25 protein-coding genes and 2 pseudogenes are annotated in these 25,531 nt (G+C 68.3%); 17 read left to right on the top strand and 10 right to left on the bottom strand.

Features of this window, described 5'->3' with window-relative positions:
• Positions 1-9: 9 nt before the first annotated feature.
• From ATK36_RS20785 to ATK36_RS20800, 3 genes are all read left to right on the top strand, one after another.
• Positions 10-666: a GNAT family N-acetyltransferase gene (locus tag ATK36_RS20785; RefSeq protein ID WP_098515051.1), complete on the top strand. Its 657-nt coding sequence runs from the start codon at positions 10-12 to the stop codon at positions 664-666.
• 58 nt (positions 667-724) lie between these two features.
• Positions 725-1,129, top strand: coding sequence for a nitroreductase family deazaflavin-dependent oxidoreductase (locus ATK36_RS20790; protein WP_098513054.1), 405 nt, complete (start codon positions 725-727; stop codon positions 1,127-1,129).
• Positions 1,130-1,361: 232 nt separating this feature from the next.
• Positions 1,362-2,327 (top strand): DNA polymerase domain-containing protein, encoded by a 966-nt coding sequence (locus ATK36_RS20800; protein WP_098513055.1) that lies wholly within the window; start codon positions 1,362-1,364, stop codon positions 2,325-2,327.
• Between the two features lie 5 nt (positions 2,328-2,332).
• Here ATK36_RS20800 and ATK36_RS20805 read toward each other — a convergent pair whose 3' ends face one another.
• The 5 genes and pseudogenes from ATK36_RS20805 to ATK36_RS34440 form a co-directional block, all read right to left on the bottom strand.
• The gene (locus ATK36_RS20805) at positions 2,333-2,734 is read right to left on the bottom strand and encodes a VOC family protein (protein WP_098513056.1); all 402 of its coding nucleotides are present in this window, start codon (positions 2,732-2,734) and stop codon (positions 2,333-2,335) included.
• 31 nt (positions 2,735-2,765) lie between these two features.
• Positions 2,766-3,392, bottom strand: coding sequence for a TetR/AcrR family transcriptional regulator (locus ATK36_RS20810; RefSeq protein WP_245914942.1), 627 nt, complete (start codon positions 3,390-3,392; stop codon positions 2,766-2,768).
• 41 nt (positions 3,393-3,433) lie between these two features.
• The gene (locus tag ATK36_RS20815) at positions 3,434-4,834 is read right to left on the bottom strand and encodes a fatty acid desaturase (RefSeq protein ID WP_098513057.1); all 1,401 of its coding nucleotides are present in this window, start codon (positions 4,832-4,834) and stop codon (positions 3,434-3,436) included.
• A 96-nt stretch (positions 4,835-4,930) separates the two neighbouring features.
• A complete protein-coding gene (locus ATK36_RS20820; RefSeq protein WP_098513058.1) occupies positions 4,931-5,797 on the bottom strand; it encodes a LysR family transcriptional regulator in 867 nt (288 codons plus the stop codon).
• A 10-nt stretch (positions 5,798-5,807) separates the two neighbouring features.
• Positions 5,808-6,568, bottom strand: a pseudogene (locus ATK36_RS34440) (zinc-binding dehydrogenase).
• A 224-nt stretch (positions 6,569-6,792) separates the two neighbouring features.
• On the opposite strand from ATK36_RS34440, the gene ATK36_RS20830 reads away from it, so the two are divergent.
• The 5 genes from ATK36_RS20830 (at position 6,793) to ATK36_RS20845 (ending at position 10,033) form a co-directional block, all read left to right on the top strand.
• Positions 6,793-7,965 carry an acyl-CoA dehydrogenase family protein gene (locus tag ATK36_RS20830; RefSeq protein ID WP_098513059.1) on the top strand — a complete coding sequence of 391 codons (1,173 nt, stop codon included), beginning with the start codon at positions 6,793-6,795 and terminating at the stop codon, positions 7,963-7,965.
• 15 nt (positions 7,966-7,980) lie between these two features.
• Positions 7,981-9,138: an acyl-CoA dehydrogenase family protein gene (locus ATK36_RS20835; protein WP_098513060.1), complete on the top strand. Its 1,158-nt coding sequence runs from the start codon at positions 7,981-7,983 to the stop codon at positions 9,136-9,138.
• 207 nt (positions 9,139-9,345) lie between these two features.
• Positions 9,346-9,693 carry a hypothetical protein gene (locus ATK36_RS20840; protein WP_211291913.1) on the top strand — a complete coding sequence of 116 codons (348 nt, stop codon included), beginning with the start codon at positions 9,346-9,348 and terminating at the stop codon, positions 9,691-9,693.
• Complete coding sequence (locus ATK36_RS32940) at positions 9,690-9,830, top strand: hypothetical protein (protein WP_211291914.1); 141 nt, start codon at positions 9,690-9,692, stop codon at positions 9,828-9,830. Before ATK36_RS20840 ends, ATK36_RS32940 begins: the two co-directional genes overlap by 4 nt.
• 2 nt (positions 9,831-9,832) lie before the next feature.
• On the top strand, positions 9,833-10,033 hold the full coding sequence (locus ATK36_RS20845) for a hypothetical protein (RefSeq protein WP_098513061.1): 201 nt from the start codon (positions 9,833-9,835) through the stop codon (positions 10,031-10,033).
• A 12-nt stretch (positions 10,034-10,045) separates the two neighbouring features.
• Here the strand turns inward: ATK36_RS20845 and ATK36_RS20850 are convergent, their stop codons facing one another.
• The gene (locus tag ATK36_RS20850) at positions 10,046-10,288 is read right to left on the bottom strand and encodes a hypothetical protein (RefSeq protein WP_245914946.1); all 243 of its coding nucleotides are present in this window, start codon (positions 10,286-10,288) and stop codon (positions 10,046-10,048) included.
• Between the two features lie 78 nt (positions 10,289-10,366).
• Here ATK36_RS20850 and ATK36_RS20855 point away from each other — a divergent pair, with 78 nt between their 5' ends.
• The 3 genes and pseudogenes from ATK36_RS20855 to ATK36_RS20865 all read left to right on the top strand — a co-directional run bounded on the left by ATK36_RS20855 (position 10,367) and on the right by ATK36_RS20865 (position 12,653).
• A complete protein-coding gene (locus tag ATK36_RS20855) occupies positions 10,367-10,966 on the top strand; it encodes a TetR/AcrR family transcriptional regulator (protein ID WP_098513062.1) in 600 nt (199 codons plus the stop codon).
• Positions 10,967-11,205: 239 nt separating this feature from the next.
• The gene (locus ATK36_RS20860; RefSeq protein ID WP_281259113.1) at positions 11,206-11,544 is read left to right on the top strand and encodes a phosphopantetheine-binding protein; all 339 of its coding nucleotides are present in this window, start codon (positions 11,206-11,208) and stop codon (positions 11,542-11,544) included.
• 354 nt (positions 11,545-11,898) lie between these two features.
• Positions 11,899-12,653: pseudogene (locus tag ATK36_RS20865) on the top strand (chorismate-binding protein).
• 22 nt (positions 12,654-12,675) lie between these two features.
• Here ATK36_RS20865 and ATK36_RS20870 read toward each other — a convergent pair.
• The gene (locus ATK36_RS20870) at positions 12,676-13,860 is read right to left on the bottom strand and encodes an FAD-dependent monooxygenase (protein WP_170069821.1); all 1,185 of its coding nucleotides are present in this window, start codon (positions 13,858-13,860) and stop codon (positions 12,676-12,678) included.
• Between the two features lie 349 nt (positions 13,861-14,209).
• On the opposite strand from ATK36_RS20870, the gene ATK36_RS20875 reads away from it, so the two are divergent.
• Positions 14,210-15,727, top strand: a complete 1,518-nt coding sequence (locus tag ATK36_RS20875; RefSeq protein ID WP_170069822.1) for an MFS transporter — start codon at positions 14,210-14,212, stop codon at positions 15,725-15,727.
• Positions 15,728-16,068: 341 nt separating this feature from the next.
• Positions 16,069-17,697, top strand: a complete 1,629-nt coding sequence (locus ATK36_RS20880) for a long-chain fatty acid--CoA ligase (protein WP_098513065.1) — start codon at positions 16,069-16,071, stop codon at positions 17,695-17,697.
• Between the two features lie 367 nt (positions 17,698-18,064).
• Here the strand turns inward: ATK36_RS20880 and ATK36_RS20885 are convergent, their stop codons facing one another.
• Positions 18,065-18,805 (bottom strand): SDR family NAD(P)-dependent oxidoreductase, encoded by a 741-nt coding sequence (locus tag ATK36_RS20885; protein ID WP_098513066.1) that lies wholly within the window; start codon positions 18,803-18,805, stop codon positions 18,065-18,067.
• Between the two features lie 218 nt (positions 18,806-19,023).
• Here ATK36_RS20885 and ATK36_RS20890 point away from each other — a divergent pair, with 218 nt between their 5' ends.
• Positions 19,024-19,662 carry a TetR/AcrR family transcriptional regulator gene (locus tag ATK36_RS20890; RefSeq protein ID WP_170069823.1) on the top strand — a complete coding sequence of 213 codons (639 nt, stop codon included), beginning with the start codon at positions 19,024-19,026 and terminating at the stop codon, positions 19,660-19,662.
• Between the two features lie 13 nt (positions 19,663-19,675).
• On the opposite strand, the gene ATK36_RS20895 is transcribed toward ATK36_RS20890, so the two are convergent.
• Together ATK36_RS20895 and ATK36_RS20900 are read right to left on the bottom strand one after the other, a co-directional pair.
• Positions 19,676-20,701 carry a phosphotransferase family protein gene (locus ATK36_RS20895; protein WP_098513068.1) on the bottom strand — a complete coding sequence of 342 codons (1,026 nt, stop codon included), beginning with the start codon at positions 20,699-20,701 and terminating at the stop codon, positions 19,676-19,678.
• Positions 20,698-21,912, bottom strand: a complete 1,215-nt coding sequence (locus ATK36_RS20900) for an acyl-CoA dehydrogenase family protein (RefSeq protein ID WP_098513069.1) — start codon at positions 21,910-21,912, stop codon at positions 20,698-20,700. Before ATK36_RS20900 ends, ATK36_RS20895 begins: the two co-directional genes overlap by 4 nt.
• 208 nt (positions 21,913-22,120) lie before the next feature.
• Between ATK36_RS20900 and ATK36_RS20905 the strand changes: the two genes are divergently transcribed.
• Genes ATK36_RS20905 through ATK36_RS20915 form a run of 3 tightly spaced genes read left to right on the top strand, consistent with a single transcriptional unit; the run spans position 22,121 to position 25,329 of the window.
• On the top strand, positions 22,121-23,737 hold the full coding sequence (locus ATK36_RS20905; protein WP_098513070.1) for an AMP-binding protein: 1,617 nt from the start codon (positions 22,121-22,123) through the stop codon (positions 23,735-23,737).
• 23 nt (positions 23,738-23,760) lie between these two features.
• Positions 23,761-24,525, top strand: a complete 765-nt coding sequence (locus ATK36_RS20910) for an enoyl-CoA hydratase/isomerase family protein (RefSeq protein WP_211291915.1) — start codon at positions 23,761-23,763, stop codon at positions 24,523-24,525.
• Positions 24,526-24,555: 30 nt separating this feature from the next.
• Positions 24,556-25,329 (top strand): enoyl-CoA hydratase/isomerase family protein, encoded by a 774-nt coding sequence (locus ATK36_RS20915; RefSeq protein ID WP_098513072.1) that lies wholly within the window; start codon positions 24,556-24,558, stop codon positions 25,327-25,329.
• The last annotated feature ends 202 nt before the right edge of the window (positions 25,330-25,531 follow it).

Raw genomic sequence — 25,531 nt, forward strand, 5'->3', positions numbered from 1 at the left:
ATGGTCGACATGTCCGCCCAACCCCTGCTGAGCCGGTTGACCCGGCGCGGCAGGCTGATGGCCAAGCGCAGCTGCGACCGCCGGGGCCATGCGTTCACCCTCGGCCGGTTCCTCTTCCGGACGCCGACGGCCTGGGAGTACGCCGCCGCGGTGGCGGGCGGCAGTGACCCGGCGGCGCAGCGGTGGCTCGGCTGGCTGCCCGGCTCCGTGGTCGCCGAGCCGATGCGCGCCGAGGCGATGCGGGTGGTCCCCGGCACCGGGCCGGAGTGGCCGGCACCGGATCCGCATTCGGTCGACGTGGTCGCGATCGACCTCGCCGCCGGCCGCTGCGCCGGGCTGGTGAGTGTGCACGCGGGTGAGGACGGCGGCCCGGAGACCGGTGGTTACCTCGCCCCCGGCTACCGCGGGCGCGGGTTCGGCCGCGAGCTGTTCGCCGCCGGGCTGGTACTCGCGCACGGGCACCTCGGGCTGACCAGGGTGCGCGCGGGCGCCGAGGTCGGCAACGTGGCCAGCGGCCGTTCGCTGACGGCGGCCGGGCTGCGCCAGGTGCCCGGCCCGCCGCGGTACACGCTGCCGGACGGCCGGGTCTGCCAGGCGTGGTGGTTTCAGCACGACGTGCCGTGGCCCGATCGGTGCGACGGTCCGCAGGCGAGCTGGCTTGGCTGAGCGCGGAACAGTCGGGCGGCGTTCACTGTTGGCATCGGCACGAGCTGAGGAGACCGGAATGGCGGACTGGAACCAGAGAATCATCGAGGAATTCCGTGCGAACGGGGGCAAAGTGGGCGGCCCGTTCGAAGGCGGGAAGCTGTTGCTGCTCACCCACATCGGTGCAAAGACCGGCCAGAAGCGCGTCTCCCCGCTGGCCTACACCACCGACGGCGACCGGCTGGTGATCATCGCGTCGAAACAGGGCGCTGACACGAATCCGGACTGGTACCACAACCTGCGCGCCCACCCGAGAACGACGGTCGAGGTCGGTACCGAAGAATTCCCGGTGACCGCGAAGATCGTCGAAGACCGCACCGAGCGCGACCGGCTGTTCGCCGCGATGACCGCGGAGATGCCCGGTTTCGCCGATTACCAGGAGAAGACCAGCCGGGTCATTCCGGTCATCGTGCTGGAGCGCTGAGCCCGCCCGAAGTCCGTGAAGGGGCCCTTCACGGACTCTGATTCCGTGAAGGGCCCCTTCACAGCCCCGCCGGGCTGCACCGGCTCCCGCTGCGTCCGTCGTTGCGTGGACAGCTCGCTCTGGCCTGGCGGGCCGCCGGGCCGTCCGGGCCGGCCGCGCGGGCGTTGATCGAGTTCGCCCGCGAAGCGCTCGGTGGTTGACCGGAATGCACCCCGTCGGCAAGGCTGGCGGGATGAGCGCGTCCGACGAGGAACGGCACGGCGTCCGGCTTACCCATCTCGACCAGGAGCTGTTCTCCGGGGCGGGGGTGTCCAAACGCGACCTCGTGGACTACCTGGACGCGGTGGCCGACCGGGTGCTGCCCGCGCTGGCCGATCGGCCGCTCTCGGTGATGCGGGTGCTGCGGGGGCAGGAAGCGTTCATGCAGAAGAACCTGCCGAAGTACACCCCGGAATGGGTGCCGCGCACGCGGATGTGGGCGGAAAGCTCGCGCCGCACGGTCACGTACGGGCTGTGCAACGATCGGCGCACCCTGTTGTGGTTCGGGAACCAGCGGGCGGTGGAACTGCATCCAGCGCTCACCCGGGTGGGGCAGGACGGTCCGGCCGAGCTGATCATGGATCTCGATCCGCCGGAGGGCGCGCCGTTCGGCGTCGCGGTGGCGGCCGCCAGGCTGGTCCGCCGGGCATTGGCCGACGTGGGGCTGTCCGGTGCGCTGAAAACCAGCGGTGCCAAGGGTGTACACGTGTTCGTGCCGCTGGACGCGGGTCAGTCCTTTGCGGACGTCGCCGCGGCCACCCGGGCGGTCGGGGTTCGTGCGGAGCGGCTCGATCCGGATCTGGCGACCACGGCGTTCATCCGGGAAGATCGGCACGGCAAGGTGTTCCTGGACTCGACCAGGGCGGGCGGCGCCACCGTGGCCGCGGTGTACAGCCCCCGGATCCGGCCCGGCGCACCGGTTTCGTTCCCGGTTCGCTGGGCCGACGCGGACGCCGTGATGCCCACGGACTTCACCGTGCGCACAGCGCCCGGGCTCCTTGGCGGCACCGACCCGTGGGCGGAGGAACTTCCTGCTCCGCAACAGCTTCCGGCTGATCTGGTGGCCGAGGGGTACACCATTCCGGTGGCCAGGGTGGCGGCCATGCACGAGGGCAAGCGCCGGGCGAAGGCCCGGCGGGAGTCCTCGGCGGAGGAGTAGCTCGCTCAGTTCGGGGTCGGCGCGCTCAGCTGCCAGGACACTCCCCAGCGGTCGTTCACCCAGCCGAACGGCCCGAATCCGTAGTCGTCCAGCGGCATCAGCGCCCCGCCGCCGTCGGAGAGGGCTGCGAAGACCCGTTCGAGGTCTTCCTTGCTGTCCAGGGTGACGAACAGGGAGGCGGACGGGGTGAAGTCGAACTGGTGCCGGACGAAGCTGTCGCTGCAGCGCACGCGCTGACCGGCCACAGTGAACTCCGCCATCACGATCGTGCCCTCCGGGCCGGGGCCGTCCGCGCCGTAGCGCTGGTCGGACAGCACCGTGTCACCGGGCAGCAGCGAGGTGTAGAACTCCATCGCTTCGGCGGCGTCGCGCTTCTGGAACATCAGGAACGGTACGAGGTCGGCCATGGCTCGAACCTCGCATTGACAACTCTATTTGTCAAGCGCCGGCGTCCAGCAGCCGTGCGGCCAGCCAGGCCAGCGTGTCCGCCGTGCGGGCGGGGGTGTCCGACGGCTGCATCACGTGACTGAGCACGGTCCGGATCACCACGTCGATCACCGCGGTGAGCTGCTCGCCGGTCAGCGGCGGCGCGTAGCCGCGGACGCGTTCGGTCAGCACGGTTTTCGCCTCGGTGAGCAGGGTGCCGGCGCGGGTGGTCAGCAGGGGCAGGAACTCGGTGTCCGTGCCGTGCGTGGCCGAGGCGATCGCCCGGAGCAGGACGTTGTCGTCGGCCAGTTCGAGGACGGCGCGGACGGCTTCGCGGATCGCGGCCACGAGATCGTCCGGGTACCGGTCGAAGGCGGCGCCGACGACGGCGAGGAACCGGCCCAGCTCGTGCGCGATCATCGCCTCGGCCAGCGCGGGTTTCGAGCCGATCTCGTTGTACACCGTCTGCCTGCTGACCCCGGCCAGCTCGGCCAGCCGAGCCATGGTCACCGCCGACCAGCCCGAACGAGCGGTCAGCTCGATCGCCGCGGTGATGATCGGCTGCCGGTGCTGGCCGCCCTCGGCCGACGGCACCGGGAGCACCTTGGCTGCCACGGAGTCCGTGAAGGGGCCCTTCACGGACTCAGAGTCCGTGAAGGGCCCCTTCACAGCGGTGGGTTTCACGTACGCATCCTGCCTGGAGCCACGAAGTCTACTTTTTCCCTTACCCCGCAGTCGGGACAGCACCACGAGTCCGGGATCGCCGACCACGCAGTGCCCGCCGGGAAACCCTCGCGTGGGTCGCCGCGGTGCTCGTCGTAGACGTAGCCGCATCCGGGGCACATCCCGCCTTCGGCCGCGTCACCGTGCACATCGGACAGCTCGGCGGCCGGTCTGGACGCGGAGACTCCTTGTCGGGCAAGGATCTTGTCGCGCTTGCTCGGTTGGATGTTGGCCCGGCTGAGGTCGCCGTCGAAGTGCGCGCGGACCCTCGGGTCCATCACGCGGCGCCACAGCGGGGGAATGAGCGCGAGCACGATCATCCCGGCGTAACCGGTGGGCAGCACCGGGGATTCGGCGAAATCACGCAAGGTCTGGTAACGCCGGGTCGGATTGGCGTGGTGATCGCTGTGCCGCTGCAGGTGGTACAGCAGCACGTTCGTGGCGATATTGTTCGAATTCCAGCTGTGGCTGGGATTCACCCGCTCGTACCGGCGCCGTCCCGCTTGTCCGACCCGCTGCCGGAGCATCCCGTAGTGCTCCATGTAGTTCACGACTTCCAGCAGGGAAAACCCGACCACTGCCTGGATCAGCAGGTACGGCAGGACACCGATGCCCAGCCAGGCGAGCATAGCCGCCCACAGTACCGCCGACATCAGCCACGCGTTGAGCACGTCATTGCCGATCCGGTACGGATGCCGGCTGCGCCGCGCGTAACGCTTGCGCTCCAGCCGCCACGACGACTTCAGCGAGCCGAAGACGGTGCGTGGCCAGAACCGGTAGAAGCTCTCGCCGACGCGGCTGCTGGCCGGATCCTCCGGGGTGGCCACACGAACGTGGTGGCCGCGGTTGTGTTCGATGTAGAAGTGCCCGTAGAAACTCTGCGCCAGCGCGATCTTGGACAGCCAGCGCTCGTGGCTTTCCTTCTTGTGCCCCAGTTCGTGTGCGGTATTGATGCCGATCCCGCCGATGCAGCCGATCGACACCGCCAGCCCGATCTTGTCCACAACGGACAGTCCGCCGTGGACGATCAGCCAGCAGGCGAAGCCGAACCCGAGGTACTGGATGGGCAGGAACAGGTAGGTGATCCACCGGTAGTAGCGATCCTGCTCCAAAGCCTCGATGACGTCGTCCGGCGGGTTGCTCCGGTCCAGCCCGGCGATCAGGTCGATCGCGGGCACCACGACCAGGATCACGATCGGCCCGATCCAGAACCACACGCCCCAGCCGGTGGCCGCGTGCAGGCCGAGGGCGAGGAACGCCAGCGACGGCACGACGAGCCCAATCAGCCACAGGTACCGCTTGCGGTCGGTCCACCGTTCGGTCGAGCCGAGGGGCACCGTGCCGGTCAGCTCGCGCATCGCGCCCTCCTCCGTCGGCTGGGCTTTACAGAACGGTAAGCGATGTACAGCCATATTGACAAGAGAGAGCAAGATGTAAAGACCCGATCGGGGTCGTCAGCGGGCGTGGCGGAGGACCTCCACCACCGGGTCCATCGCGGTTTGCGCGGTGCGGCGGAGCAGGAACGTGGTCAGCGTCGCGGCGAGGTCCTCGACCGGCAGCACCGTGCATTCGGCCGGATCGAGCGCGAGCGCGGTGTTCGATTCGAGCGGTGCCAGTGCGAAGCTCTTCGTGCTGCGCAGGAAGATCTGCAGGCCGCTGAGATCGGAGAACTGCGCGTCCGGGTCGACCTGCACGCCACGGGCGGCCAACTGCTCGGCCCGCCGCTCGCCGAGGTCCCAGTGCCGCGGTCCCTGCAGGTACTGGAAGCCACGCAGGTCGGCGAGGGTCAGCGAGGTCCGGCCGGGGAACAGGGAGGTGTCCACCACGGCGCCGAGCGGCTCGCGGTAGAGCACGATGGTGGACAGCCGGTCGTCGGTGGTGCCCAGGTGCGAGATCGCCAGGTCGAGGGAGTTGGCCAGCAGCGCGGATTCCATGTTCAGCGACGGCATCTGGCGCAGGCTGAACCGGTAGCCCTCCTGCATGGACCGAAGCGAATCGCTGAGCCGGCGGCGGTGCAGGGGGTTGAGCACGTCGGGCACCGCCAGCCGCACGTCCGTGCGCCGGTCCCGGGACTGGATGCGCTCGGGAATGGCGTCGAACCCGGAAACGACCGACTCGGCGAGCGGCAGCAGCGCCTCACCGGCCGCGGAGAGCCGGGTGTGGTGCGTGGATCGGTCGAACAGCGGCTCGCCCAGCTCTCGTTCGAGGTCCCGGATGCGCTGGCTGAGCGGCGGCACGGACATGTGCAACGACCGTGCCGCGCGGGTGAAGTTCAGCTCGCGCGCGACCGCGAGGAAGTACCGAAGATGGTGGATCTCCACTTCATCCAGCCTATAGCGGCTTCGCGCCGGATGGTGCTGGGCCGAACGTGTAAGGCGCCGCGCCGGTCACCAGGACGAGCTTCGCGCGTACGCGGCCTTCTTCGCTGACGCGGTGCGCTTCGGCGACTTCAGTGAGGGGGAAGGCCTGCGCTGCCGGGGGTGCGAAGCGTCCGGACTCGACCAGTTGGCCGATCTCGTCGAGCGCGTGGGAGTGCACGGCCTGAGCCCTACCGCGGGACCTCCCCGGATCAAGTCCGTGAAGGGGCCCTTACCGGACTCTGAGTCCGTGAAGGGCCCCTTCACAGCCCTTACCGGCAGCAAATCGAGCCCGGGGCTGCCGATACTGCCCGAAGCGCCGTTGATGAGCACCGTGCTGCCCGCGGTGACGCCTAGCTGGTCCAGCGCGCGTACGGCCGTCTCGATGGGGGCGGGCAACGACGCGGCTGTGGGGAAGCCGAGCGAAGGCGGAATCGGTGCGTAGCAGGCCAGTACGGCCAGCTCGGCTCGCGCTGTGCCGTCCGCGGAGAAGCCGAACACCCGGTCGCCGACAACCACGTCGTGGACGCCTTCGCCGAGTTCGTCGACGACCGCGGCTTCGTGACCCATCGTCTGCGGGAGCATCAGGCCCTTGCGCTTCTTCCAGTCGCTGAGGTTGACCCCGGGCGCGCGTACGGCGATCCGGATCTGCCCAGGCTCGGGGTGTGGGTCCGGAAGCTCGACGATCTCCAGGACTTCCGGTCCGCCGAACCGGCTGAAGCGAACTGCTTTCACGAGGTGCTCCGATCTCGCAGAGTGCCGAGCCCACGCAGGAGCGGCGATCAAGGTAATACGATCACGGCGTGGTGTTATCACTGTGGTCATACCGCTCTGAGGGACTCGGTCATTCCCCTGCTCCGGCCTGCTGAATAGCGTTCGAGGCGAAGCCTCGATCGGCACGAGATCCCGGGGCGGGCACCCGGCGCCGCCGGCCGACGACCGGAAGGGAACCTGAACAGATGGACCTGGAGCTTTCCCCCGCGGATCGCGAGTTCCGCGACGGGCTGCGCGAGGTGTTCCTCGGCAAGATCCCGGAGGACGTCCGCCGGCGCAGCACGCTGGGCCGGACCACCCGCGAGGACATCGTCACCAGCCAGCGCGTGCTCAACCAGCACGGGCTCGCCGTGCCGCACTGGCCGCGGGAATGGGGCGGCCGCGGCTGGACGCCGACCCAATCGCACCTGTACTCCGCGGAACTGCAGCGGGCGGGCATCCCGCAACCGCTGGCGTTCAACGTGAGCATGGTCGGCCCGATCATCGCCGAGTTCGGCAGCGCCGAGCAGAAGCGCAAGTTCCTGCCCGCCACCGCGAATCTGGACATCTGGTGGTCGCAGGGCTTCTCCGAGCCGGAGGCCGGTTCCGACCTCGCCGGGCTGCGCACCACCGCGCGCCGCGACGGCGACCACTACGTGCTCAACGGCCAGAAGACCTGGACCACGCTCGGTCAGTACGGCGACTGGATGTTCGTGCTCGCGCGGACCGATCCGGACGCCCCGCGCAAGCAGCAGGGCCTGTCCTTCCTGCTGCTCGACCTGAACACCCCGGGCGTCGAACGCCGGCCGATCCGGCTGATCGACGGCAGCGCCGAGGTCAACGAGTTCTTCTTCGACGACGTCCGGCTGCCGGTGGAGAACCTGGTCGGCGAGGAGAACAAGGGCTGGAGCTACGCGAAGTTCCTGCTCGGCAACGAGCGCAACGGTATCGCGCAGATCGGTGCCTCCCAGCGGATCTACGCCGACCTCGCGGCGGCTGCCACCCGGCGGCCGACCGAGGACGGCCCGCTCGCCGGGGATCCGCAGTTCCGCGCCGCGCTGCACCGGGTCAAGACCACCCTGCTCGCGCTGGAGGCCACCCAGCTGCGGGTGACCGCCGCGTCCGAGAACGGCAAGGCCAGCCCGGTGTCCTCGCTGCTGAAGCTGGAGGGCACGCAGGCGTTGCAGGAGCTGAGCCTGCTCCGGATGCGTGCCGCCGGTTCGGACGGCATGCTGCTGGACACGGAGGCACCGCTGCCGTCCGGTGAGGCCGCCGCGGTCTCCGCGGCGCAGTACCTCAACCTGCGCAAGCTGTCGATTTTCGGCGGCTCCAACGAAATCCAGCGCGGCGTCATCGCCAAGACGATCCTCGGTCTGTAAGGAGCCCCGGAGACCATGAACCTCGAATTCACCGACGACCAGCGGCTCCTGTTCGAGACCGTGGATCAGGCGGTCGGCCGCGGTTACCCGGCCGGGGGCCGCGCCGCCGCCACCGGCAGCGAGCTGGGCTGGTCCGACCAGGTCTGGCAGACCCTCGGCGAACTGGGCTTGACCGGGCTGACCGTGTCCGCCGACCACGACGGCGCGGGCGCCGGACCGGTCGAGGTCTACACGAGCCTGGCCGCGATGGGCAAGCACGCGGCCGCCGAGCCGCTGCTGGACGGCGTCTACCTGCCGTCCTGGCTGATCGCCGAGCTGGGCACGGCGGAGCAGGCCGGGCAGCTGTTGCCGCAGCTCGCCGCGGGCAGTACGACGATAGCCGTCGCGCACGCCGAACCCGGCCGTCCGTGGGGCCTCGCCCCGGCGACGACGGCCGCCGCGGATGGTTCCCTCACCGGGGTGAAATCCCCGGTGCGTAACGCAGATCAGGCCGATCGGTTCCTCGTGACCGCAGTCGACGAGACCGGCCGCACCGGGGTGTACCTGGTCGAGGCGACCGCGGGCGGGATCACCCGCGCGGACGGCCGCGCCGCGGACTGGGGCCACACCTCGCAGGTCGAATTCGCCGGTACGCCTGCTGCCCGGCTCGGCGACGGGGCTGCGGACGCCGCTCTGCGCATGGCTTTTTCGCGGGCACGGGTCGCGATCACGGCCGAGGCGATCGGCCTGATGGAGGCCGGTCTCGCGATGACCGTGGAGTACCTCAAGACGCGCAAGCAGTTCGGCGTTCCGCTGGCCACCTTCCAAGCACTCGTGCACCGCGCGGTGGACGTCTACTCGCGGGTCGAGCTGGCCCGGTCGATGGCGTTGTGGGCGACCGCCGTGATCGAGGCGCACGACAACGGCGGGGCGGTGGATCTGCCGGGCACCGCGGACGACGCGTTCGTCTTCGTGGCCGACGTGGCGACCGCCGTGGCCGAGGAGATCGTCCAGCTGCACGGCGGAATCGGCATGACCTACGAGTCCGACGTCGCCCACCACGCGGCCCGGCTGATCGCCATCACGGAGAGCTTCGGCGGCGTGAGCTCGGCTCGCCGCCGGGCGATCGCGTCGGAGGCGCTGCTGGTCGCGCCGAGTGCGTTGCTCGGCAACGCGACGTCGGCGGCGCCGTGAAGGGTCTGTGAAGGGGCCCTTCACGGACTCTGGGGCTGTGAAGGGTCCCTTCACAGCCTGGGGGAAGAGCACGGCCGATGTGTTCGCCCGGGGGCTGATCACCACGGAAAACAGCTGACGTATCAGGACTTCCTGTACTGGAGCGACCGCGAGGGCTGCCGGGTTTCGCGGGTCCGCCCGGCCGGTACGGGCCTGGCCGATCTGATCGTGAACGAACCGGATGACACCGGGACTCAGGGCGTCGGCGTCGCGGTCGACCCGGCACACCTGTACTGGACGCAGAAAGGCCCGGCTAAGGGCGGCCTCGGCCGGATCTTCCGTGCCGGGCTGGAAATTCCGCCGGGCGAGACCGCCGCCTTCCGCACCGACGTGGAAACCCTGTGGGCGCACCTGCCCGAACCGGTCGATCTGGAACTGCGCGGTGGCTACCGCTACTGGACCGACCGCACCGATCGATCTGGCACTGCGCGATGGCTACCGTTTACTGGACCGACCGCGGCGCCGAACCCCGTGGCAACACCCTCAACCGCGCCCCGATCCCGCTCCCCGGTGTGAACGGCGCCGAACCGGGGATCCTGGCCGGCGGCTTCGCCGAGCCCATCGGACTTGCCCTGGATCTCCAGGCGCTGAGTCAGGGCGAAGGCCTCCTCGGGCGCGAAGGCCTCGTTGACCGGCCGGGGCGAATGCGCTGACCGTGGTCCGGGGCAAGGAAGCCACCTCCGCCCGCGCCTGGCCGGCCTCCACCTTGTGGGCGTGCGCGCCGACCATGCGCGACGGGGTATTGCCGGTGGCCAACGCCGCGGGGTTGCCCAGTGATCCGCACATCGGGCCGCGGGTGCTGCAGCAGGACATCCAGCAGGTGCTCGAATGGTCCACCGGCTCGACCACTACCTGAACCGTTTTTCGGTTAGGTGCCGGATCGCCGGCGCAGCACCGGCGGGTCTCCGGGCGCGGGGGTTTCCGGCTGCCGCTCGGCCTCGATCTGGATCTCGATGTTCGTCTTGTGCGCGATCGGATCCCAGATTTCCTCGATCGGCGCCAGCAGGGATTGGCCACTGCCGGTGCGGCGAGCGCGGACCGCGTACCACGCGAACCCGGCCAGGAAGAGCGGCAGGCTGAGAAACGTGAGCACGGGCGGCAGGAACTCCATGCTCCCGACGGTACAGTAACGTAGCGTTTCCAGAAACACTCTGTTACTCAACAGGGCGATGTTACGCAAAGGGGAACGATGACCCGGCTGACCCGAGCCGAGCAGCAGCAACGCACCCACGAACATCTCCTGGCCGCCGGGCGGCAGGTGTTCCAGCGTCGCGGCTTCCTCGCCGCAACGGTCGAGGAGATCGCCGCCGATGCCGGCTATACCCGCGGCGCCGTCTACAAACACTTCGGCGGCAAGGAAGGGCTGTGGCTGGCCATCGTCGAAGCCGACGCGGAAGCCCACCTCGGGGGACTGCGAACAGCCCTCGCTCAGACCACCACTCGCGACGAGCTGATCGCGGCCCTGACCCCCTACGACGAGACGAACAAAGACGCGGCGAAGTGGACTGCGATAACCGCGGAAGTGCTTGCCGCAACGGCACAACAGCCCGAAACCGCCGCCCGCGTCGCCGCCATCCAGCAACACCACGACGATGCCGTCGTCGCCCTGCTTGCCGAACACTCCCGCCGTCTGCGTCTGGAGCCGGCGTTACCGCTGCGCGAGGTGGTCGTCATGATCGGCGCCCTAGGCATCGGCCTCGCCCTGCGGCAGACGGTCGCCCCGGCGGTCGATCCCGCGGGCATTCTCGCGCACGTACTGGGCGCGGTGTTTCCGTCGGTAGATCGGTGACCACGCGGAACTTCTGAGCAACCGGAGGGCGATCGGGCTGATGCTCACGGCTGTTCCACAGCCGTGAATTCGCTGTTTCCGGCCATGATTCGCGCTTGGCGACTTGCTGCCTGGTCCTCGAAGAGGCGGCCGTTCGGTCGGTTTGCGAGGTATCGCACCTTCTTGTGCCATGAGCCACAAACGGTTCGCGACCGGCCTGCCTGCCTGTTTAAGCTGCTTCATCTTGAGGGGCAGTCATCCTGCACGAACGGGTAGCCGCGGCACTGGGGATGGACGCGGGTGAGCTCGCGGAAGAGGCCGATCTGGTGGAACTGGGCCTCGACTCGTTGCGCTTGATGGCGGTGGTGGGGGATCTGCGTCGCGACGGCATAGGTGTCACCTTCGCGGATTTCGCCGCCGACCCCACCATTCGCGCGTGGCAGCGTCTGGTCGCGCAAGCCGGTACGGCGACCGCGGCGACCGCGCCACCAGCGTCCACCGATGCCTTGGCCGAGCCCTTCGACCTGAGCCTGCTGCAGCAGAACTCCGTCGTGGAGCTGTACGCCGACCGCGCGGTACTCGTCACCGGTGACCGGTGACCGGCGCCGCGAACGTCCCGTCACCACGCACCCTCTCGCTGCCGCAGGGGCCGCGCTGGCCGATGTCGTTTCGTCGGGAGACCGGACCTACGGCTGGGTCACCTTTGAACTCGCAGGCCACGCCGACTGGGCCGGAACCGCGATACTCGCCCGGTTCTTCTTTCCACGCAAGGAGATCAGATTCACCCCCGGCGCCGCACTGCTTCGTGCCGCAACCCCGGACGAGGTCGGCGAGCTCGAAGCCGCAGTGGCCGAAGCGATCATTTCCCACACCGCGTACCTGAGAACGACCCGCACCCTCTCGACCTGTTCGAGCACGACGCCGAGCGATACCAGGCGGCGGTTGCCTCGGCCGTGCAGGATATTCGCGATGGCAAGCTGGACAAGGTGATCCTCTCCAGATCCGTCCCGGCCCCCGGGGACGTCGATCTGCCCGGGACCTACCTCGCGGGCCCACGCGGGAACGATCCCGCCAGGTCTTTCCTGATGAGATCGGGGGACTGGGAGATGGCGGGCTTCAGTCCCGAGATCGTCGCCAGGGTCGGCACCGACGGCGTGGTCGCGACGCAACCGTTGGCCGGCACCAGAGCCTTGGACGACGATCTGGCTCTGAACGCCGCCCGTCGCGAGGAGTTGTACCGCGACGCCAAGGAAGTCTTCGAGCACGCCATCTCGCCGCCGCCGAACTCGCCCAGGTGTGCACCCCCGGCACTGTGCGGATCGGGTCTTTCATGTCGATCAAGGAGCGCGGCAGCGTCCAGCACCTGGCATCGGAACTCGCGGGCGAACTGCGGCCGGACGCGAGCTGCTGGAATGCCTTGGCCACCTTGTTCTCCGCTGTGACGGCCTCAGGCATTCCCAAGGCCCAGGCGTGCGAGCTGATTCGCACCCTCGACCCGTCCCGCGGCCTCTACAGCGGCGCGGACGGAACCCTGGACGCGGCGCTGGTACTACGCAGTGTCTACCGCCAGGGACCCCGAACCTGGCTGCGCGCCGGCGCGGGCATCGTGGCGCAATCGACACCGGAGCGCGAACTCGAGGAAACCCGCGAAAAGCTCACCAGCGTCGCGCGTTTCCTCGTCCCCGCGCCATCTCGGGCGACGATGTGACTTGTTCTGTCCCCGGCGGCTCTCAAGGCTGACGGACCACACTGGCCAGCACGATCGGCGGATCCTCCGGGGTGACGCCCGCCGTGAGAAAGTCCCGGCTCCAGGCCCGGCCGACGTCCACAAGGGACTGCACCGAATCGAGCCGCTCACTGTTGTACGCGTCGAAAACCGAGCCGACGTCGCTGCTCGCACAGGCCCGCAGCGCCGTCCCGAGCGCGAGCGCGTCTTTGAGGGCCGCGGCGGAGCCGGCGCCGGTGATCGGACTGGTGGCGTGCCCGGAGTCCCCGACGAGCGCGATCCGCCCGTGCGCGATCCTTGACGGCCGGAAGGTGTAAATCGCCGAACCCATCAGGGTTCCGTGGCGAAGTCCCCAGAGCAGCGCGTGCCGGATCGTCACGTCCCAGTTCTCATCCAGGTGGCCGGTCAGGGCCTCGGCCGCGCCCGGTCGCCAGGTACCGGCCGGGACCGTGTTGCGTAACGTCCCGTCGGTGGACCTGAACGCCGTTTCGACAAGTTCCTGAGTCAACGGCAGGTACATGCCGGCGTTCGCGGTTCGCCGTCCTGGCTCGGCCACGCCGCCGGCGCCAGGGGTGGTGTACATCAATCCGTAGGCCCCGGGACGGTTGTGCAGATGCATCGTGTCGTCGAAGAAGGCGGCGTGGAACTCCGGAGGGCAGGCGCTTTCCGGCATGACCGACCGGAGCAGGATGAGACCTTCGTAGTGCGGAGGCTCGGCCAGCGGGTCCACGAGCGAACGGAGTCTCGAACCGTACCCGTCCGCGAGGATCATCCCGTCGGCCGAATCCGTGGTGCCATCGGAGAGCCGAACCTCGACGTGGTCGCCCGCGTCGGACACCCCGGCGATCGCCACGCCCGAGGTGACGGGTGCGGACTGACTCCGCGTCAGATGCTGGTGCAGGCTGTTCCACGTGGTCGAGCCGAACGTCGCGGGGTAGTCCTGACGCGAGATCGCGCCGGACTCGGTTTCCACCGTCACCCGCCTGCCGGTCACCTTCATCGCGCCGAGCGCACTGGGCGGGCGGCCGGTCACGTCGGCGATCAGGTTCTCGTGGACGACGAGCCCGGCACCGCGATCCTCCAGCCGGCTCGCCAAACGTTCGTAGACGTGCACTTCATGGCCGGCGGCGCCGAGTACGCAGCTGGCGGCCATGCCGCTGATGGAGGCACCGGCAATGATGATCTTCACCCGTATCGCCCTCCCGGGGCTGTGCGCGCCAGGCCGCTGCATTCGGCCAGGAAGCCGCCATCGATTTCAAACCGACCGGTCAATCGTGTTCCGGCAGAGTAGGTCATGCGCCGCGGACCACGCAACGAGCCGATGGCCCGAAACTCGCCGACCCGGGAGCCCGTACGCCACCACCGGCCCCGCCGATCCGTTCGGCGGAGTCCGCGCGACCCGTTGCGCTTCAGCCGGGGCGGTGGCTACAGTCACGATGCTTATCCTACCGGTTGGTCATATTACGGTCGCAGAGGACTATCCCACCATCCATCCGCAACGGCCGCCCAAGCCCTTGCTGCGTGACGGAGGACATCGCATGACGGAGCTTTCCGCAAAGGCGGGGGAAGCATCGCTTACTGCTCGGGGTGACAGCGTCGAACGACGCCTGAACGCGGTGCCGGTCCCGGCCGCGCTCGTGATCGGTTTCATCGGCTCGTTGCTGGTGATTTCCGCCGACACCGAGACACTGACCGTCGTTCCACTGCTCGGGTCCCTCAACGAGACGTTCCACATGTCGGCGGCGCAGGGAGCGTGGTCGCTGTCGGCCACCGGTATCGCGGGCGCCGCGGCCGTGCCGCTTCTCGCGCGTCTGGGCGACATCTTCGGTATCCGGCGACTGCTGCTGATCAGCCTGTTGCTGGTGGTCGTCGGCAACGTCATGTGCGCGGTCGCGACCGGCCCGGCGATGTTCATCACCGGCCGTGCGGTGCTGGGTATGAGCGCCGCGTATCCCCTTTTCTATGCCGTGCTCCGGTTGCGCGTGACGACCGCGGGCGGCGTGGACCGGGCCAGTGGGCTGATGACCGCCGCGATGGGTGCGGGCATCTCGATCTCCTTCCTGCTCGGCGGCTTCATCCTCCAGCAGGGCGGCACTGTCCGGCTCGTGTTGTGGATCATGACGGCCCTCTCCGCGCTCGTTCTCGTGCTGTCGTGGGCGTTCGTCCCGGACAGTCGCACCCGCACGCAGCCGAGAGTCGACTACCTGGGTGCGGTCCTGGTCGCCGGCGCGCTGTCGTCGCTGGTCATCGGAATCGGGCTGGGGAACAAGTGGGGCTGGACGTCCCTGGGCACGCTGGGCCTCATCGTCGCCGCGATCGTGCTTCTGGGCGCCTGGGTGCTCTGGGAACTGCACTGCGACAACCCGCTCATGGACCTGCGGATCATGCGCCGGCGTCAGGTCTGGCCGGCCTACCTGGCGGCCGGGTTGTCGGCGACCCTCGGCATCAACAGTTGCCTGGCCGTCAGCAACTACGTCCAGACTCCGGCGAAGGCCGGATATGGCTTCGGTGGCACGGTTCTCACCGCGGGCCTCTACCTTCTCCCGGTCGGCTTGATCATCGCGTTCGGCGGTTCGCTGATGGCTCCGGTCATCCGCGTGATCGGACCGCGAGCGTCCTCTGTGGCGGGTGGCGTGCTGTCCGCGGCCGTCTTCTTCTGGTTCGCCGGGAATCACACCCACACCTGGCAGTACATCGTGGAGATGGCCCTGTTCGGGGTTTCCTACGCGCTGACCTACACCGCTGCCGTCACGAATTACCTGCGTGCCGCACGTCCGGGCGAGGGCGGCATGGTGACCGGCGGAGCGAGGGTGGCGAACACCGCCATCGCCTCTCTGGGCCCGGCGGTCGTGACGGCCTTGCTCACCGCATCGGTCGTCCCCGGCACGAAGATCCCGCAACCCGGCAATTACGACCGTGTCTGGATCTTCTTCGCCGTGTGCGGACTGGTGATCGCCGGTTTGGCGATGCTGATCAAGAACTCGTCCGTCGACCAGTCACTTCCCACCGACACCCGGATCATCGCCAAACCGGGCACGGCCGAAGCCGGGAAGTGATCGTGCCTCACCGCGGCCGGATCGCCGCGGCGGCCGACGCAGGTTCCCGGCAAAGTTGGGTCGTGGCCCCGTGATCAGCAGAGTGAGCCGTGGCTGCCGCGTCATCATCGACGGCGCTTGCCCTCTTCGTCGATCACGCCCGGCAGCGGGCGAAGCGGAGGCGTTCGAGATGCGCGACCACCTCGCGCTGTGCGCCGGACCTGTCTCGGGTCTGTGAAGGGCCCCTTCACAGACCTTTCACGGACCTCCGCGGTCGGCGCAGGGGCCCTCACACCGACTTTGCCGACACCCTGGCGGCTGACGGATCACCGCTGGTATTCGCATCTGGAGAGGAGTCGTCCATGATCGGACTGATGCAGGACCGTCCCCTGAGCCTGCCGCACGTCTTCCACCGGGCCGAGATGTTGTTCGCCGACAAGGAGATCGTGACCGCGACCGCGTCGGGTGAGCGTCGCTCCGCCTATGGCGAGTGTTTCGAGCGCGTCCGCGGGCTCGCGGCCGCGCTCGACCGCCTGGGCGTGCCGGCCGAGGCTCGGGTCGGCACTTTCTGCTCGAATACCCAGACGCACCTGGAGCTGTACTTCGCGGTGCCGTGCTCGGGGCGCGTGCTGCATACGATCAACATCCGGCTGTTCCCGGACCAGCTCGCGTTCGTCGTGGCCGACGCGCAGGACGACGTCGTGTTCGTCGACCGCGCACTCCTGCCCACTTTGTGGCAGGTGGCCGACCGCATGCCGTCGGTACACCACATCGTGGTGATCGACGACGGCTCGAACGAGGCGGTGCCCGACGACCCCCGTGTCGTGGACTACGAGACGTTGCTCGCCGGCGGACCCCCGCACTCGGGCCGGTTCGTGATCGACGACGAGAATTCGGCGGCGGCGCTGTGCTACACCTCGGGGACGACCGGTGACCCGAAGGGAGTGCTCTACTCACACCGCTCGATGATGCTCCACTCGCTGACCAGTCTCGCCGCCGACGTGCTGGCCATCGGCGAACGCGACCGCGTGCAACCCGTGGTACCGATGTTTCATGTCAACGCCTGGGGGCTGCCCTACACGTCGGTCCTTGCCGGGGCGAACCTGGTCCTGCCCGGCACCCAGACCGCTCCCGGCGAATTGCTGGCGCAGATCGAACGTCACCGGGTGACGATCAGCGCCGGCGTCCCGACGATCTGGATGGGTGCGCTGCCGCTGCTGCACGAGCACGATCTCAGCAGCCTGCGCATGGTGCTCTGCGGCGGCGCCGCGGTACCGCAGAGCCTGTCCGAGGGCTGGCGCGCGGCGATCGGGCTGCCGATCACCCAGGCCTGGGGGATGACCGAGACCAGTCCGATCTGCACGGTGGGCGTGTTGCGCGGTGCGGACAACGAGCTGGACGACGAGGAGCGCGCCCGGCTGCGTGCGACGCAGGGACGGCCCGTGCCCTTGTTCGACCTGCGCCTGGTCAACCCCGAGACGGGCGCGGAGCAACCATGGGACGGGGTCTCGGCGGGCGAGCTGCAGGCGGCAGGGCCGTGGATCGCGTCGGGATACCTCAATGGGTCCGGCGCGGACGGTTTCACCGAGGACGGCTGGTTGCGAACCGGTGACATCGCGACCGTCGATCCCGGCGGCTACCTGAACCTCGTCGACCGCACGAAGGACCTCGTGAAGTCCGGGGGCGAGTGGATCTCCTCGGTCACCCTCGAGAACCACATCATGGGACACCCCGCCGTGGCCGAGGCGGCCGTGGTCGCGAAGCCCGACCCGCGCTGGTCCGAACGCCCGGTGGCCTTCGTCGTCCCCCGTGACGGTGCTCGGCTCACGATGGACGAGGTGCTGGCGCACCTGCGGCCACTGGTGCCGAAGTGGTGGCTGCCGGACGACGTGCACTTCGTCGACGCCCTGCCCAAGACCGGGACCGGGAAGTTCGCCAAACGCGTCCTGCGCGCGCGGCTCGACGCGATCGTGCCCGAGGAGAGCACCTGATGACCGACCCGCACCACGTCTTCGCCCGGGTCCCGGCAAAGTTGGTCGAGGACCCGTGATCAGCAGAGTGCCGTGGCTGCCGCGTCATCCATCGACGGCGCCTGCCCTCTCGATCGATTGCGCCCGGCTGCGGGCGAAGCGGAGGTGTTCGAGATGCCCGATCACCTCGTGGTGTGCGCCGGACCTGTCTCGGGTCTGTGAAGGGGCCCTTCACGGACTCTGAGTCTGTGAAGGGCCCCTTCACAGACCTTCACGGACCTCCGCAGTCTGCGCAGGGTCCCTCACGCCGACTTTGCCGACACCCTGACGTCTTCGTGACCGGTCAAGCCCGTCCGGCGAGGTGAAGGTCGTGCCGACCAACCGGCAGTCAGGGTGCGATCCGCAGCGCTCCGTCGAGTCGGATGACCTCCCCGTTGAGCATGGGGTTGGCCGCGATGTGCAGCGCGAGCGCGGCGAACTCGGCGGGACGGCCGAGGCGGTGCGGATGCGGGACCTGATCCGTGACCCGTCGCGACGACTCCGGGTGCACCTGAGACAGGATGGGCGTGTCGAAGATACCCGGTGCGATACTGACTACCCTGATGCGCCGGGAGGCCAGGTCGCGGGCGGCGTGCAGGGTCAGGCTGGCCACACCGCCTTTGGACGTCGCGTAGGCGACGTGCCCCGCCGGCGCCTCGAAGGCTTCCGCGGATGCGGTGGTGACGACGACCCCACGCTCTTCGTTGACGATCGGGTTGTGCTGCATCCGTTCGGCTGCGAGCCGCAGGACGTTGAAGGTACCGACCAAGTTGACTTCGACGATCGACCGGAACCGGTCCAGGGACAGCGGTGAGCCCGACAGGTCGATGAGGCGCCCGGGGCTCCCCACGACCCCGGCGCAATGGACCACGAGCCGAAGTGGCGCGAAGCCTTCCGCCGCGTCCAAGGCGGTACGCACATCCCGATCGTCGAGCACATCGCAGGCCAGGGCCGTCACGCCCGCGACGGGCTTGGGGCTGAGATCCGCGGCCACCACGTGAAAGCCGTTCGCGGCGAGCAGTTCCGCGGTGGCGCGGCCAAGGCCCGAAGCGCCTCCGGTGACGAGTGCCGACCGTGGGACGGATGCCATCTCGATCTCCTCCCCACCCGGGTGGGACCTGGCTCAGGCGCTTCAATGCCGGGATCATCAGACCACAGGCGCGTGCCACCTCGTCCTCGCCGGTGTTCACGATCCGGTGTCGGCCGGGGTGGTGACCGCGCCGATGCCCGACCTGAGATCTGGCCGACTGGTCGGTAGTTGCTAGGGTGTGGAAGATGTCCAGCGGCACGGGGACGAGCGGGGGTCGGATGCCGGCACGACGATCGACCGGAGCCCGGTCGGCCAAGCGTCAGCGGCAGATCAGTGACGCCGCGGCCAAGTTGTTCAAGGCGAACGGGTACGTCAACACCTCGATGCAGGACCTCGCCGACGAAGTCGGCATTCTCAAGCCGAGCCTGTACTACCACATTCGCTCCAAAGAGGACCTGCTGTACGAGATCTTCGCCGAGATCCACGAGGACGTCCAGCGGATCATGGCCGAGATCGACGAGCAGGATGATCTCGACGCCTCGGCGAAGCTGCGGCTGTGGGCGCGGCTCCATGTTCAGCACGCGATCACCCATCGGGAGAAGATCGCCGTCTTCTTTCAGGAGGTCGGCTCGCTGAGTCCGGAGCGCATGGCGCCGATCATGGTCATGCGCCAGGCGTATGAGCGGTTCGTCCTCTCGCTGATCCAGGGCGAGCAGCTCAGCGGCAAGATCGATCAGTCCCTTGACGCCAAGCAGCTGTCGTTGCTGGCGTTCGGCGTCCTCAACTGGATGCACACGTGGTACCAGCCCCGTGGTGGCGCGGCCGGCGACGACAAGCTCGCGGACCTGTGTGCCGACTTCATTCTCGGCGGGCTGCACAGCGTCGCGTCGCCCGGCGGGAAACTGTCGCCGCGGTAGCGCCTGCCGGTAGTCAGCCCGTCGTCGAAGCACGCATCAGCGCGTGGCCCAGGTGGATGAGCTTTTCGGCCTTCCTGCCCAGCCGCCCGGCAGCGGCGCTCGCGGACCGCGGGTCGACCAGCCACCTCTGGTGCACGCCTTGGATGATGATGGCCAGGCGCCAGTAGGCGAGCACCCTGAAGTACCCGAGGCTGGCCAGGTCCCGTCCCGACTGCGCCGCGTACGCCTCCACGATGTCAGCTTGGCCGGCGAAGCCTGGTTCAAGCGTGAGGTCGTCGTCGGTGGCCGGATGTACGCCCGGCTCGTCGGGCCAGTAGGCGAGCAGGGTGCCGAGGTCGGCGAGCGGGTCTCCCAGGGTGCACAGTTCCCAGTCCAGCACACCCGATACAGACCCCGTTGGATCGAGAAGCACGTTGCCCAGGCTGTAGTCACCGTGGACGATCTGATGCTCGGCCTGTGGTGGCATGCGCAGCTTCAGGTATCGCGTGATCTCGTCGACCTCCCGGTCGGTGGCGTTGCCGATCGCGGTCCACTTCGGGGCCCACCGGTTGATCTGGCGTTCGGCGTAGCTCGTACGCGGGCCGATGTGGTCGAGTCCGCACTGTTGCGGATCGAGAGCGTGAATCCCCGCCAGGCGCTCCGCCAGCGAGGGTCCGACCCGGGCGCGGACGTCGAGGGGCAACAGGCGCGCGTCGTCGATGGAGTCCATGACGGCCCCGGCGAGATGCGCCATCACGAGGAACGGCGCACCCGCCACCGACGCGTCGGTACACAGCGCCACCGGGGATGGCACCGGTACGTCGGTCGCGGCGAGTCCCGTCAGGATGTCGAACTCGCGCTTCACATAGCGCGCGGAGCCGTCGTCCGAGCGTGGTGGATGCCGCAGCACGAGATCGGGAAGCGAGCCCTCGGTGGTGAGCAGGTAGGTCAGGTTCGAGTTGCCCTCGCCCAGCCTGCGTGAGCTGACCCGGTGTCCCAGCGCGATCCCTTGTTCGCCAAGCCAGCGCTGCGCCGCATCGAGGTCGAACACCGCCGTCATGCGTCCTGCTTCGACCGGGACCGGATCTCATGGCGCGCGATCGCCATCCGATGCACCTCATCGGGACCGTCGACGATCCGCATCGTCCGCAGATGTGCCCAAAGTTCGGCCAGGATCGTGTCGTCGGACACTCCGGCGCCCCCGTGGATCTGGATGGCCTGGTCGACGACGCGCAGTGCGACCTCAGGCGCCGCCACCTTGATCGCGGCGACCTTGGACGCCGCTTGCTTGTATCCCACCGTGTCCATCAGCCAGGCCGCTTCCAACGTCAGCAGGCGGACCATGTCGATGTCGATCCGCGCCTGGGCGATCCAGTCTCCTACGTTCGCCCGCTCCGCGAGCGCGGCACCGAAGGTGGACCGCGCCACCGCTCGATCGATCATCATCTCCAGGGCTCGTTCGGCCGCGCCGATCGTGCGCATGCAGTGGTGGATCCGGCCCGGTCCGAGACGACCCTGGGCGATGGCGAATCCGTCGCCTTCGCCGCCGATCAGGTTCGATGCCGGCACCCGGACGTCGCGGAACTCGATCTCGCCGTGGCCCTCCCGGTGCCGGTAGCCGAACACGGGGAGGTTGCGCAGCACGGTGAGGCCTTCGGTGCCCATGGGGACGATGATCTGGCTCTGCTGCCGGTGACGCGGGCCGTCATCACTCGTGCGGCCCATCACGATCAGGAACGCGCAGCGAGGATCCAGCGCTCCGGAGGTCCACCACTTCCGGCCGTTGAGAACGTACTCGTCCCCGTCGCGCACGAACCTCATCGCGATGTTCGTGGCGTCGGAGCTGGCCCGGTCGGGCTCGGTCATCGCGAAGGCCGACCTGATCGTTCCGTCGAGCAGTGGCTCCAGCCACTGCTTCTTCTGCTCGGGGCTGCCGTACTTCGCGAGCAGTTCCATGTTGCCCGAGTCGGGCGGTGAACAGTTGCAGGCCTCCGAGGCGAGCACGCTCCGTCCCATGATCTCGGCCAGCGGTGCGTACTCATGCACCGTCAGTGCGGCCCCATGCTCGGAATCCGGGAGAAAGAGGTTCCATAGACCGCGAGCGCGGGCTTCGCGCTTGAGCTCCTCCAGGACCGCCGCCACGTGATGCGGATCGCCGGCCTCCGCCATCTGTGCGGCGTAGGTGGCCTCGCTCGGATAGACGCACTCGTCCATGAAGGTGAGCAGGCGGTGCTGCGCATCGGCCACTCGTGTGCTGAACGAAAAATCCATGTCCTGCTTCCTGTTCTCCGTGGCGATGGCGTGGTCGGCCGACCTCTGTCCCGACTACTCGGAAGTCTGAATATCGAGGCGGCCGGACGGTGTCGAGCGGGGCTCGGTGTCCTCGCGCCGGCTCCCGGCTTGCCGGAGCGATGGAGTCTGGCGCCCGCTTCGAGAGTACCGTATTCTAACCGTCGGGTAGGTTGGAAATGGAGGACAGGTGAGGGGAACTCGGTACCCTGAGCCGTGGGTCGGCGACGGTTATCGCCGGAGCGGGGCGTGGGCGGATCTTGTCCTTGTCGGCGCGCTGGACGAGGCCGCGCGGAAGTGGCCGGACAGATTCGCCGCCGTGGATGCTCAAGGTCCAGTGACGTTCGCCGAGTTGCACGCGGCCGCGGCGCGGCTGGCTCGCGCGATGGCCGATGCGGGTGCGGTCGCGGGCGATGTCGTCTCGGTGCAGTTGCCCAACGGCCGCGAGGCGCTCGCCTACGTGTGGGCCGCGCTCTCGCTCGGCGCCGTGGTCAACCCGATCGTGCCGATCTATCGCGGTCACGAGCTCTCGCAGATTCTCGACGAAGCCGTCCCCAGGTTCGTGGTGGCGCCGGTGACGCATCGTGGCCGCGACTACCGGGAGGTCTACGCGGACCTGCCGGTGCCGGCCCGCACCGAGATCCGGCACGTCGAACTGGGCGCACCACTGGACACGGCCCCCGCGACGATGCCGAAGGCAGGGAGGATCGACGCCGACGACATCGCGCTGCTGCTCTACACCTCCGGGACGACCGCGTCGCCCAAGGGAGTTCTGCACAGCCACAACACGTTGCGGTACGAGGTCTTCTCACAGGCGGCCATCTACGAGCTGACCGAGGACGATGTCGTCTTCATGCCCTCGCCCGTCACGCACATCACGGGCTTCCTGTGGGGTTGCCTCGCGCCGGTGCTGCTGGGACTTCGTGTGGTCTTTCAGGACCAGTGGAGCGCGGAGACTGCGTGGCGGTTGATCCGAGAGCAGAAGGCGACCTTCACGATGGTCTCGGCCCCGTTCATCAGGGACCTCACCGAATCGGCTTCGGCCCCGGCCAGTCCGCTCAGCCATGTACGCGTCGTCGCCTGCGGGGGTGCCGACATGAGCGCCGAGCTGATCGCCTCGGCAGAAGCATCGATCGGGCCGACCTACCGTCTGTACGGAGCGTCGGAGTGCCCCTCGGCCGTAGCCCAATGGCCGAGCAGTCTTGCGGGGAAACGCGCGGTCAGCGATGGATACCCGTTCGGGTCGACCACGGTCAAAGTGATCGATGAGGAGGAGGTCGCGCTCACGCCCGGGAGGCAAGGGCAGGTCGTGTGGCGAGGCCCGGACATGTTCCTCGGCTACCTCGATGCCGAACAGAACACCGGGGCGTTCACTTCGGACGGGTTCGGTCGAAGTGGCGACCTGGGAGTGCTGGCCGAGGACGGATCACTGCGAATCTCCGGCCGGGTAAAGGACATCATCAACCGTTCCGGCGAAAAATTCAGCGCGCGCGACATCGAGGAAGCGCTGGGGACGCACCCGCGGATCGCCGAGGTCGCGGTCGTCGCCTCGCCGGACCCGCGGACCGGCGAGCTGGTGTGCGCCTACCTCATTCCGCTGGGCAACGGACCGACCTTGGCCGACGTGCGCGAACACCTGCTCGCTCAAGGACTGGCCACGCAAAAGATCCCCGAACGCCTGGTCGTCGTGAGCGATCTCCCGCGCACGCCCAGCGGAAAGGTGCAGAAGAACGTTCTGCGGCAGTGGGAGTGGGCGCCGGGCGATCGGATCGGGCATCTCCGGAGAAGCGAGGAAAGGAAGAGATGAGCTCATCGTATGACTATCTGAAGGTGGATGTGGTTGCCTCGGGGGTGGCGGTGGTGACCCTGAATCGCGGCGCGGTCAACGCGATCAGCGAGGACATGTTCGACGAGATTCGGGCGTTCTTCGAGAACGTGGGACACGACGACGGGCTCGACGCCGTGGTGGTCACCGGTGCCGGCGACCGTGCCTTCTCGGCGGGAAACGATCTCCATGAGTTCCTCGAACTCAACCCCGACAACGGCGACAAGCGGATGGCGCGCGTGTGGCGTTCCCTCAAGGCCGTCTATGAGGCGAGCATTCCGGTCATCGCGGCGGTCAACGGCCCCGCGCTCGGCTCGGGATTCGCGATCGTGTCGTGCGCCGACCTGGTCGTGGCGAGCGATCGATCGACATACTGCCTTCCCGAGCTCAAGGTGGGAGTCCTCGGTGGTGCCAAGTTCGCCGCGCGGATGATTCCCGAGCAGGCCATGCGGCGGATGCTGTTCACGGCCGATCCGGTGACAGCCGAAGACATGGTTCGCTGGGGCGCGCCGTTCGAGGTGGTTTCCCACGATCGTCTGCTGCCCCGGGCGATCGAGCTGGCGACCCATGTCGCCGGCAAGGGCAAGAACGCTGTTCGGCTCGCCAAGAGCGCCATGAACGGGTGTGAGGCGATGAGCCTGTTCGACGGGTATTCGCTTGAGCAGACCTACACCGTCCGTATGTCGGGATATCCCGAGGCCAGGATCGCCACTCAGGCGACGGTCGACCGGCTGGCCGCCAACCGGCCCCAGCCGGTCGAGAGCCGGTAGCCGGGACGGCCGAGATCGAGGAGGCTCAGCATGCTGGTGACGCGCCTTGCGGAATACGCACCGAAGTACCACCACGTCAAACTCGAACGCGACGACTTGGGCATCCTTGTCGCCCGGATGCACACCGATGGTCAGGACTTGGTGTGGGGACACGATCCCGAGGAGGAGCTGGCGTCGTTGTGGGAGGACATCGCGCGCGATCCGGAGAATCGCGTCGTCATCCTGACCGGTTCGGGTGAGACCTTCATCGACAAAGAAGGTTTCGGCGGCATGTCCGTCACACCGGAGATGTGGCATCGGATCCATTTCACCGGTCGGCGCCTCGTCCTGAGCCACCTCGACATCGAGGTCCCGATGATCGCGGCGATCAACGGCCCCGCGACGATTCATTCGGAGATCGCGCTGTTGTGCGACATCACGCTCGCAGCGGAAACGGCGGTGTTCGCCGATCGTCCGCACTTCTCGAACGGCCTGGTGCCGGGCGATGGCATTCAGGTGATCTACCCGTTGCTGATGGGGTTCAACCGAGGCCGGTACATGCTCCTCACCGGACAGCACATTCCTGCCGGCGAGGCGTTGAGCCTCGGACTGGTCAACGAGGTACTCCCGTCCGGAGACCTCATGGCCCGCGCCATGGAACTTGCACGCGGACTCGCCGTCAAGCCGGACCTCACCTTGCGTTCGACCCGCAACCTGTTCACCCAGCTGATCCGCCGGGCCTTCCAGGACAACGTGGGTTACGGCCTCATGGCCGAAGGCCTGGCGGCCATGAACTACTGGCCGAGTGACGATCTGGGCGACTGATCGACCTCACTCGGAGCGCGGTGCCGCGCTCCGAGTCTGTTCCTCCGTCTCGGTGGCGCTGACAATCGAGCAGCTGCCACCGCAGGGTCCCGGCAAAGTTGGTCGAGGACCCGTGATCAGCAGAGTGCCGTGGCTGCCGCGCATCGTTGACGGTGCCTGCCCTCTCGATCGATTGCGCCCGGCAGCGGGCGATGCGGAGGTG

The sequence above is a fragment of the Amycolatopsis sulphurea genome (assembly GCF_002564045.1).
In the GTDB taxonomy this organism is placed as follows: Bacteria; Actinomycetota; Actinomycetes; order Mycobacteriales; family Pseudonocardiaceae; genus Amycolatopsis; species Amycolatopsis sulphurea.

Excerpts from the sequence above, each read along its gene's own strand:
- ATK36_RS20850 (WP_245914946.1), bottom strand. The coding sequence starts at position 10,288 with ATGGAGTTCCTGCCGCCCGTGCTCACGTTTCTCAGCCTGCCGCTCTTC.
- ATK36_RS20915 (WP_098513072.1), top strand. The coding sequence starts at position 24,556 with ATGCTGGTGACGCGCCTTGCGGAATACGCACCGAAGTACCACCACGTC.
- ATK36_RS20855 (WP_098513062.1), top strand. The coding sequence starts at position 10,367 with ATGACCCGGCTGACCCGAGCCGAGCAGCAGCAACGCACCCACGAACAT.
- ATK36_RS20815 (WP_098513057.1), bottom strand. The coding sequence starts at position 4,834 with ATGCGCGAGCTGACCGGCACGGTGCCCCTCGGCTCGACCGAACGGTGG.
- ATK36_RS20800 (WP_098513055.1), top strand. The coding sequence starts at position 1,362 with ATGAGCGCGTCCGACGAGGAACGGCACGGCGTCCGGCTTACCCATCTC.
- ATK36_RS20785 (WP_098515051.1), top strand. The coding sequence starts at position 10 with ATGTCCGCCCAACCCCTGCTGAGCCGGTTGACCCGGCGCGGCAGGCTG.
- ATK36_RS20835 (WP_098513060.1), top strand. The coding sequence starts at position 7,981 with ATGAACCTCGAATTCACCGACGACCAGCGGCTCCTGTTCGAGACCGTG.
- ATK36_RS20900 (WP_098513069.1), bottom strand. The coding sequence starts at position 21,912 with ATGGATTTTTCGTTCAGCACACGAGTGGCCGATGCGCAGCACCGCCTG.
- ATK36_RS20895 (WP_098513068.1), bottom strand. The coding sequence starts at position 20,701 with ATGACGGCGGTGTTCGACCTCGATGCGGCGCAGCGCTGGCTTGGCGAA.
- ATK36_RS20875 (WP_170069822.1), top strand. The coding sequence starts at position 14,210 with ATGACGGAGCTTTCCGCAAAGGCGGGGGAAGCATCGCTTACTGCTCGG.
- ATK36_RS20880 (WP_098513065.1), top strand. The coding sequence starts at position 16,069 with ATGATCGGACTGATGCAGGACCGTCCCCTGAGCCTGCCGCACGTCTTC.
- ATK36_RS20830 (WP_098513059.1), top strand. The coding sequence starts at position 6,793 with ATGGACCTGGAGCTTTCCCCCGCGGATCGCGAGTTCCGCGACGGGCTG.
- ATK36_RS20890 (WP_170069823.1), top strand. The coding sequence starts at position 19,024 with ATGCCGGCACGACGATCGACCGGAGCCCGGTCGGCCAAGCGTCAGCGG.
- ATK36_RS20790 (WP_098513054.1), top strand. The coding sequence starts at position 725 with ATGGCGGACTGGAACCAGAGAATCATCGAGGAATTCCGTGCGAACGGG.
- ATK36_RS20805 (WP_098513056.1), bottom strand. The coding sequence starts at position 2,734 with ATGGCCGACCTCGTACCGTTCCTGATGTTCCAGAAGCGCGACGCCGCC.
- ATK36_RS20885 (WP_098513066.1), bottom strand. The coding sequence starts at position 18,805 with ATGGCATCCGTCCCACGGTCGGCACTCGTCACCGGAGGCGCTTCGGGC.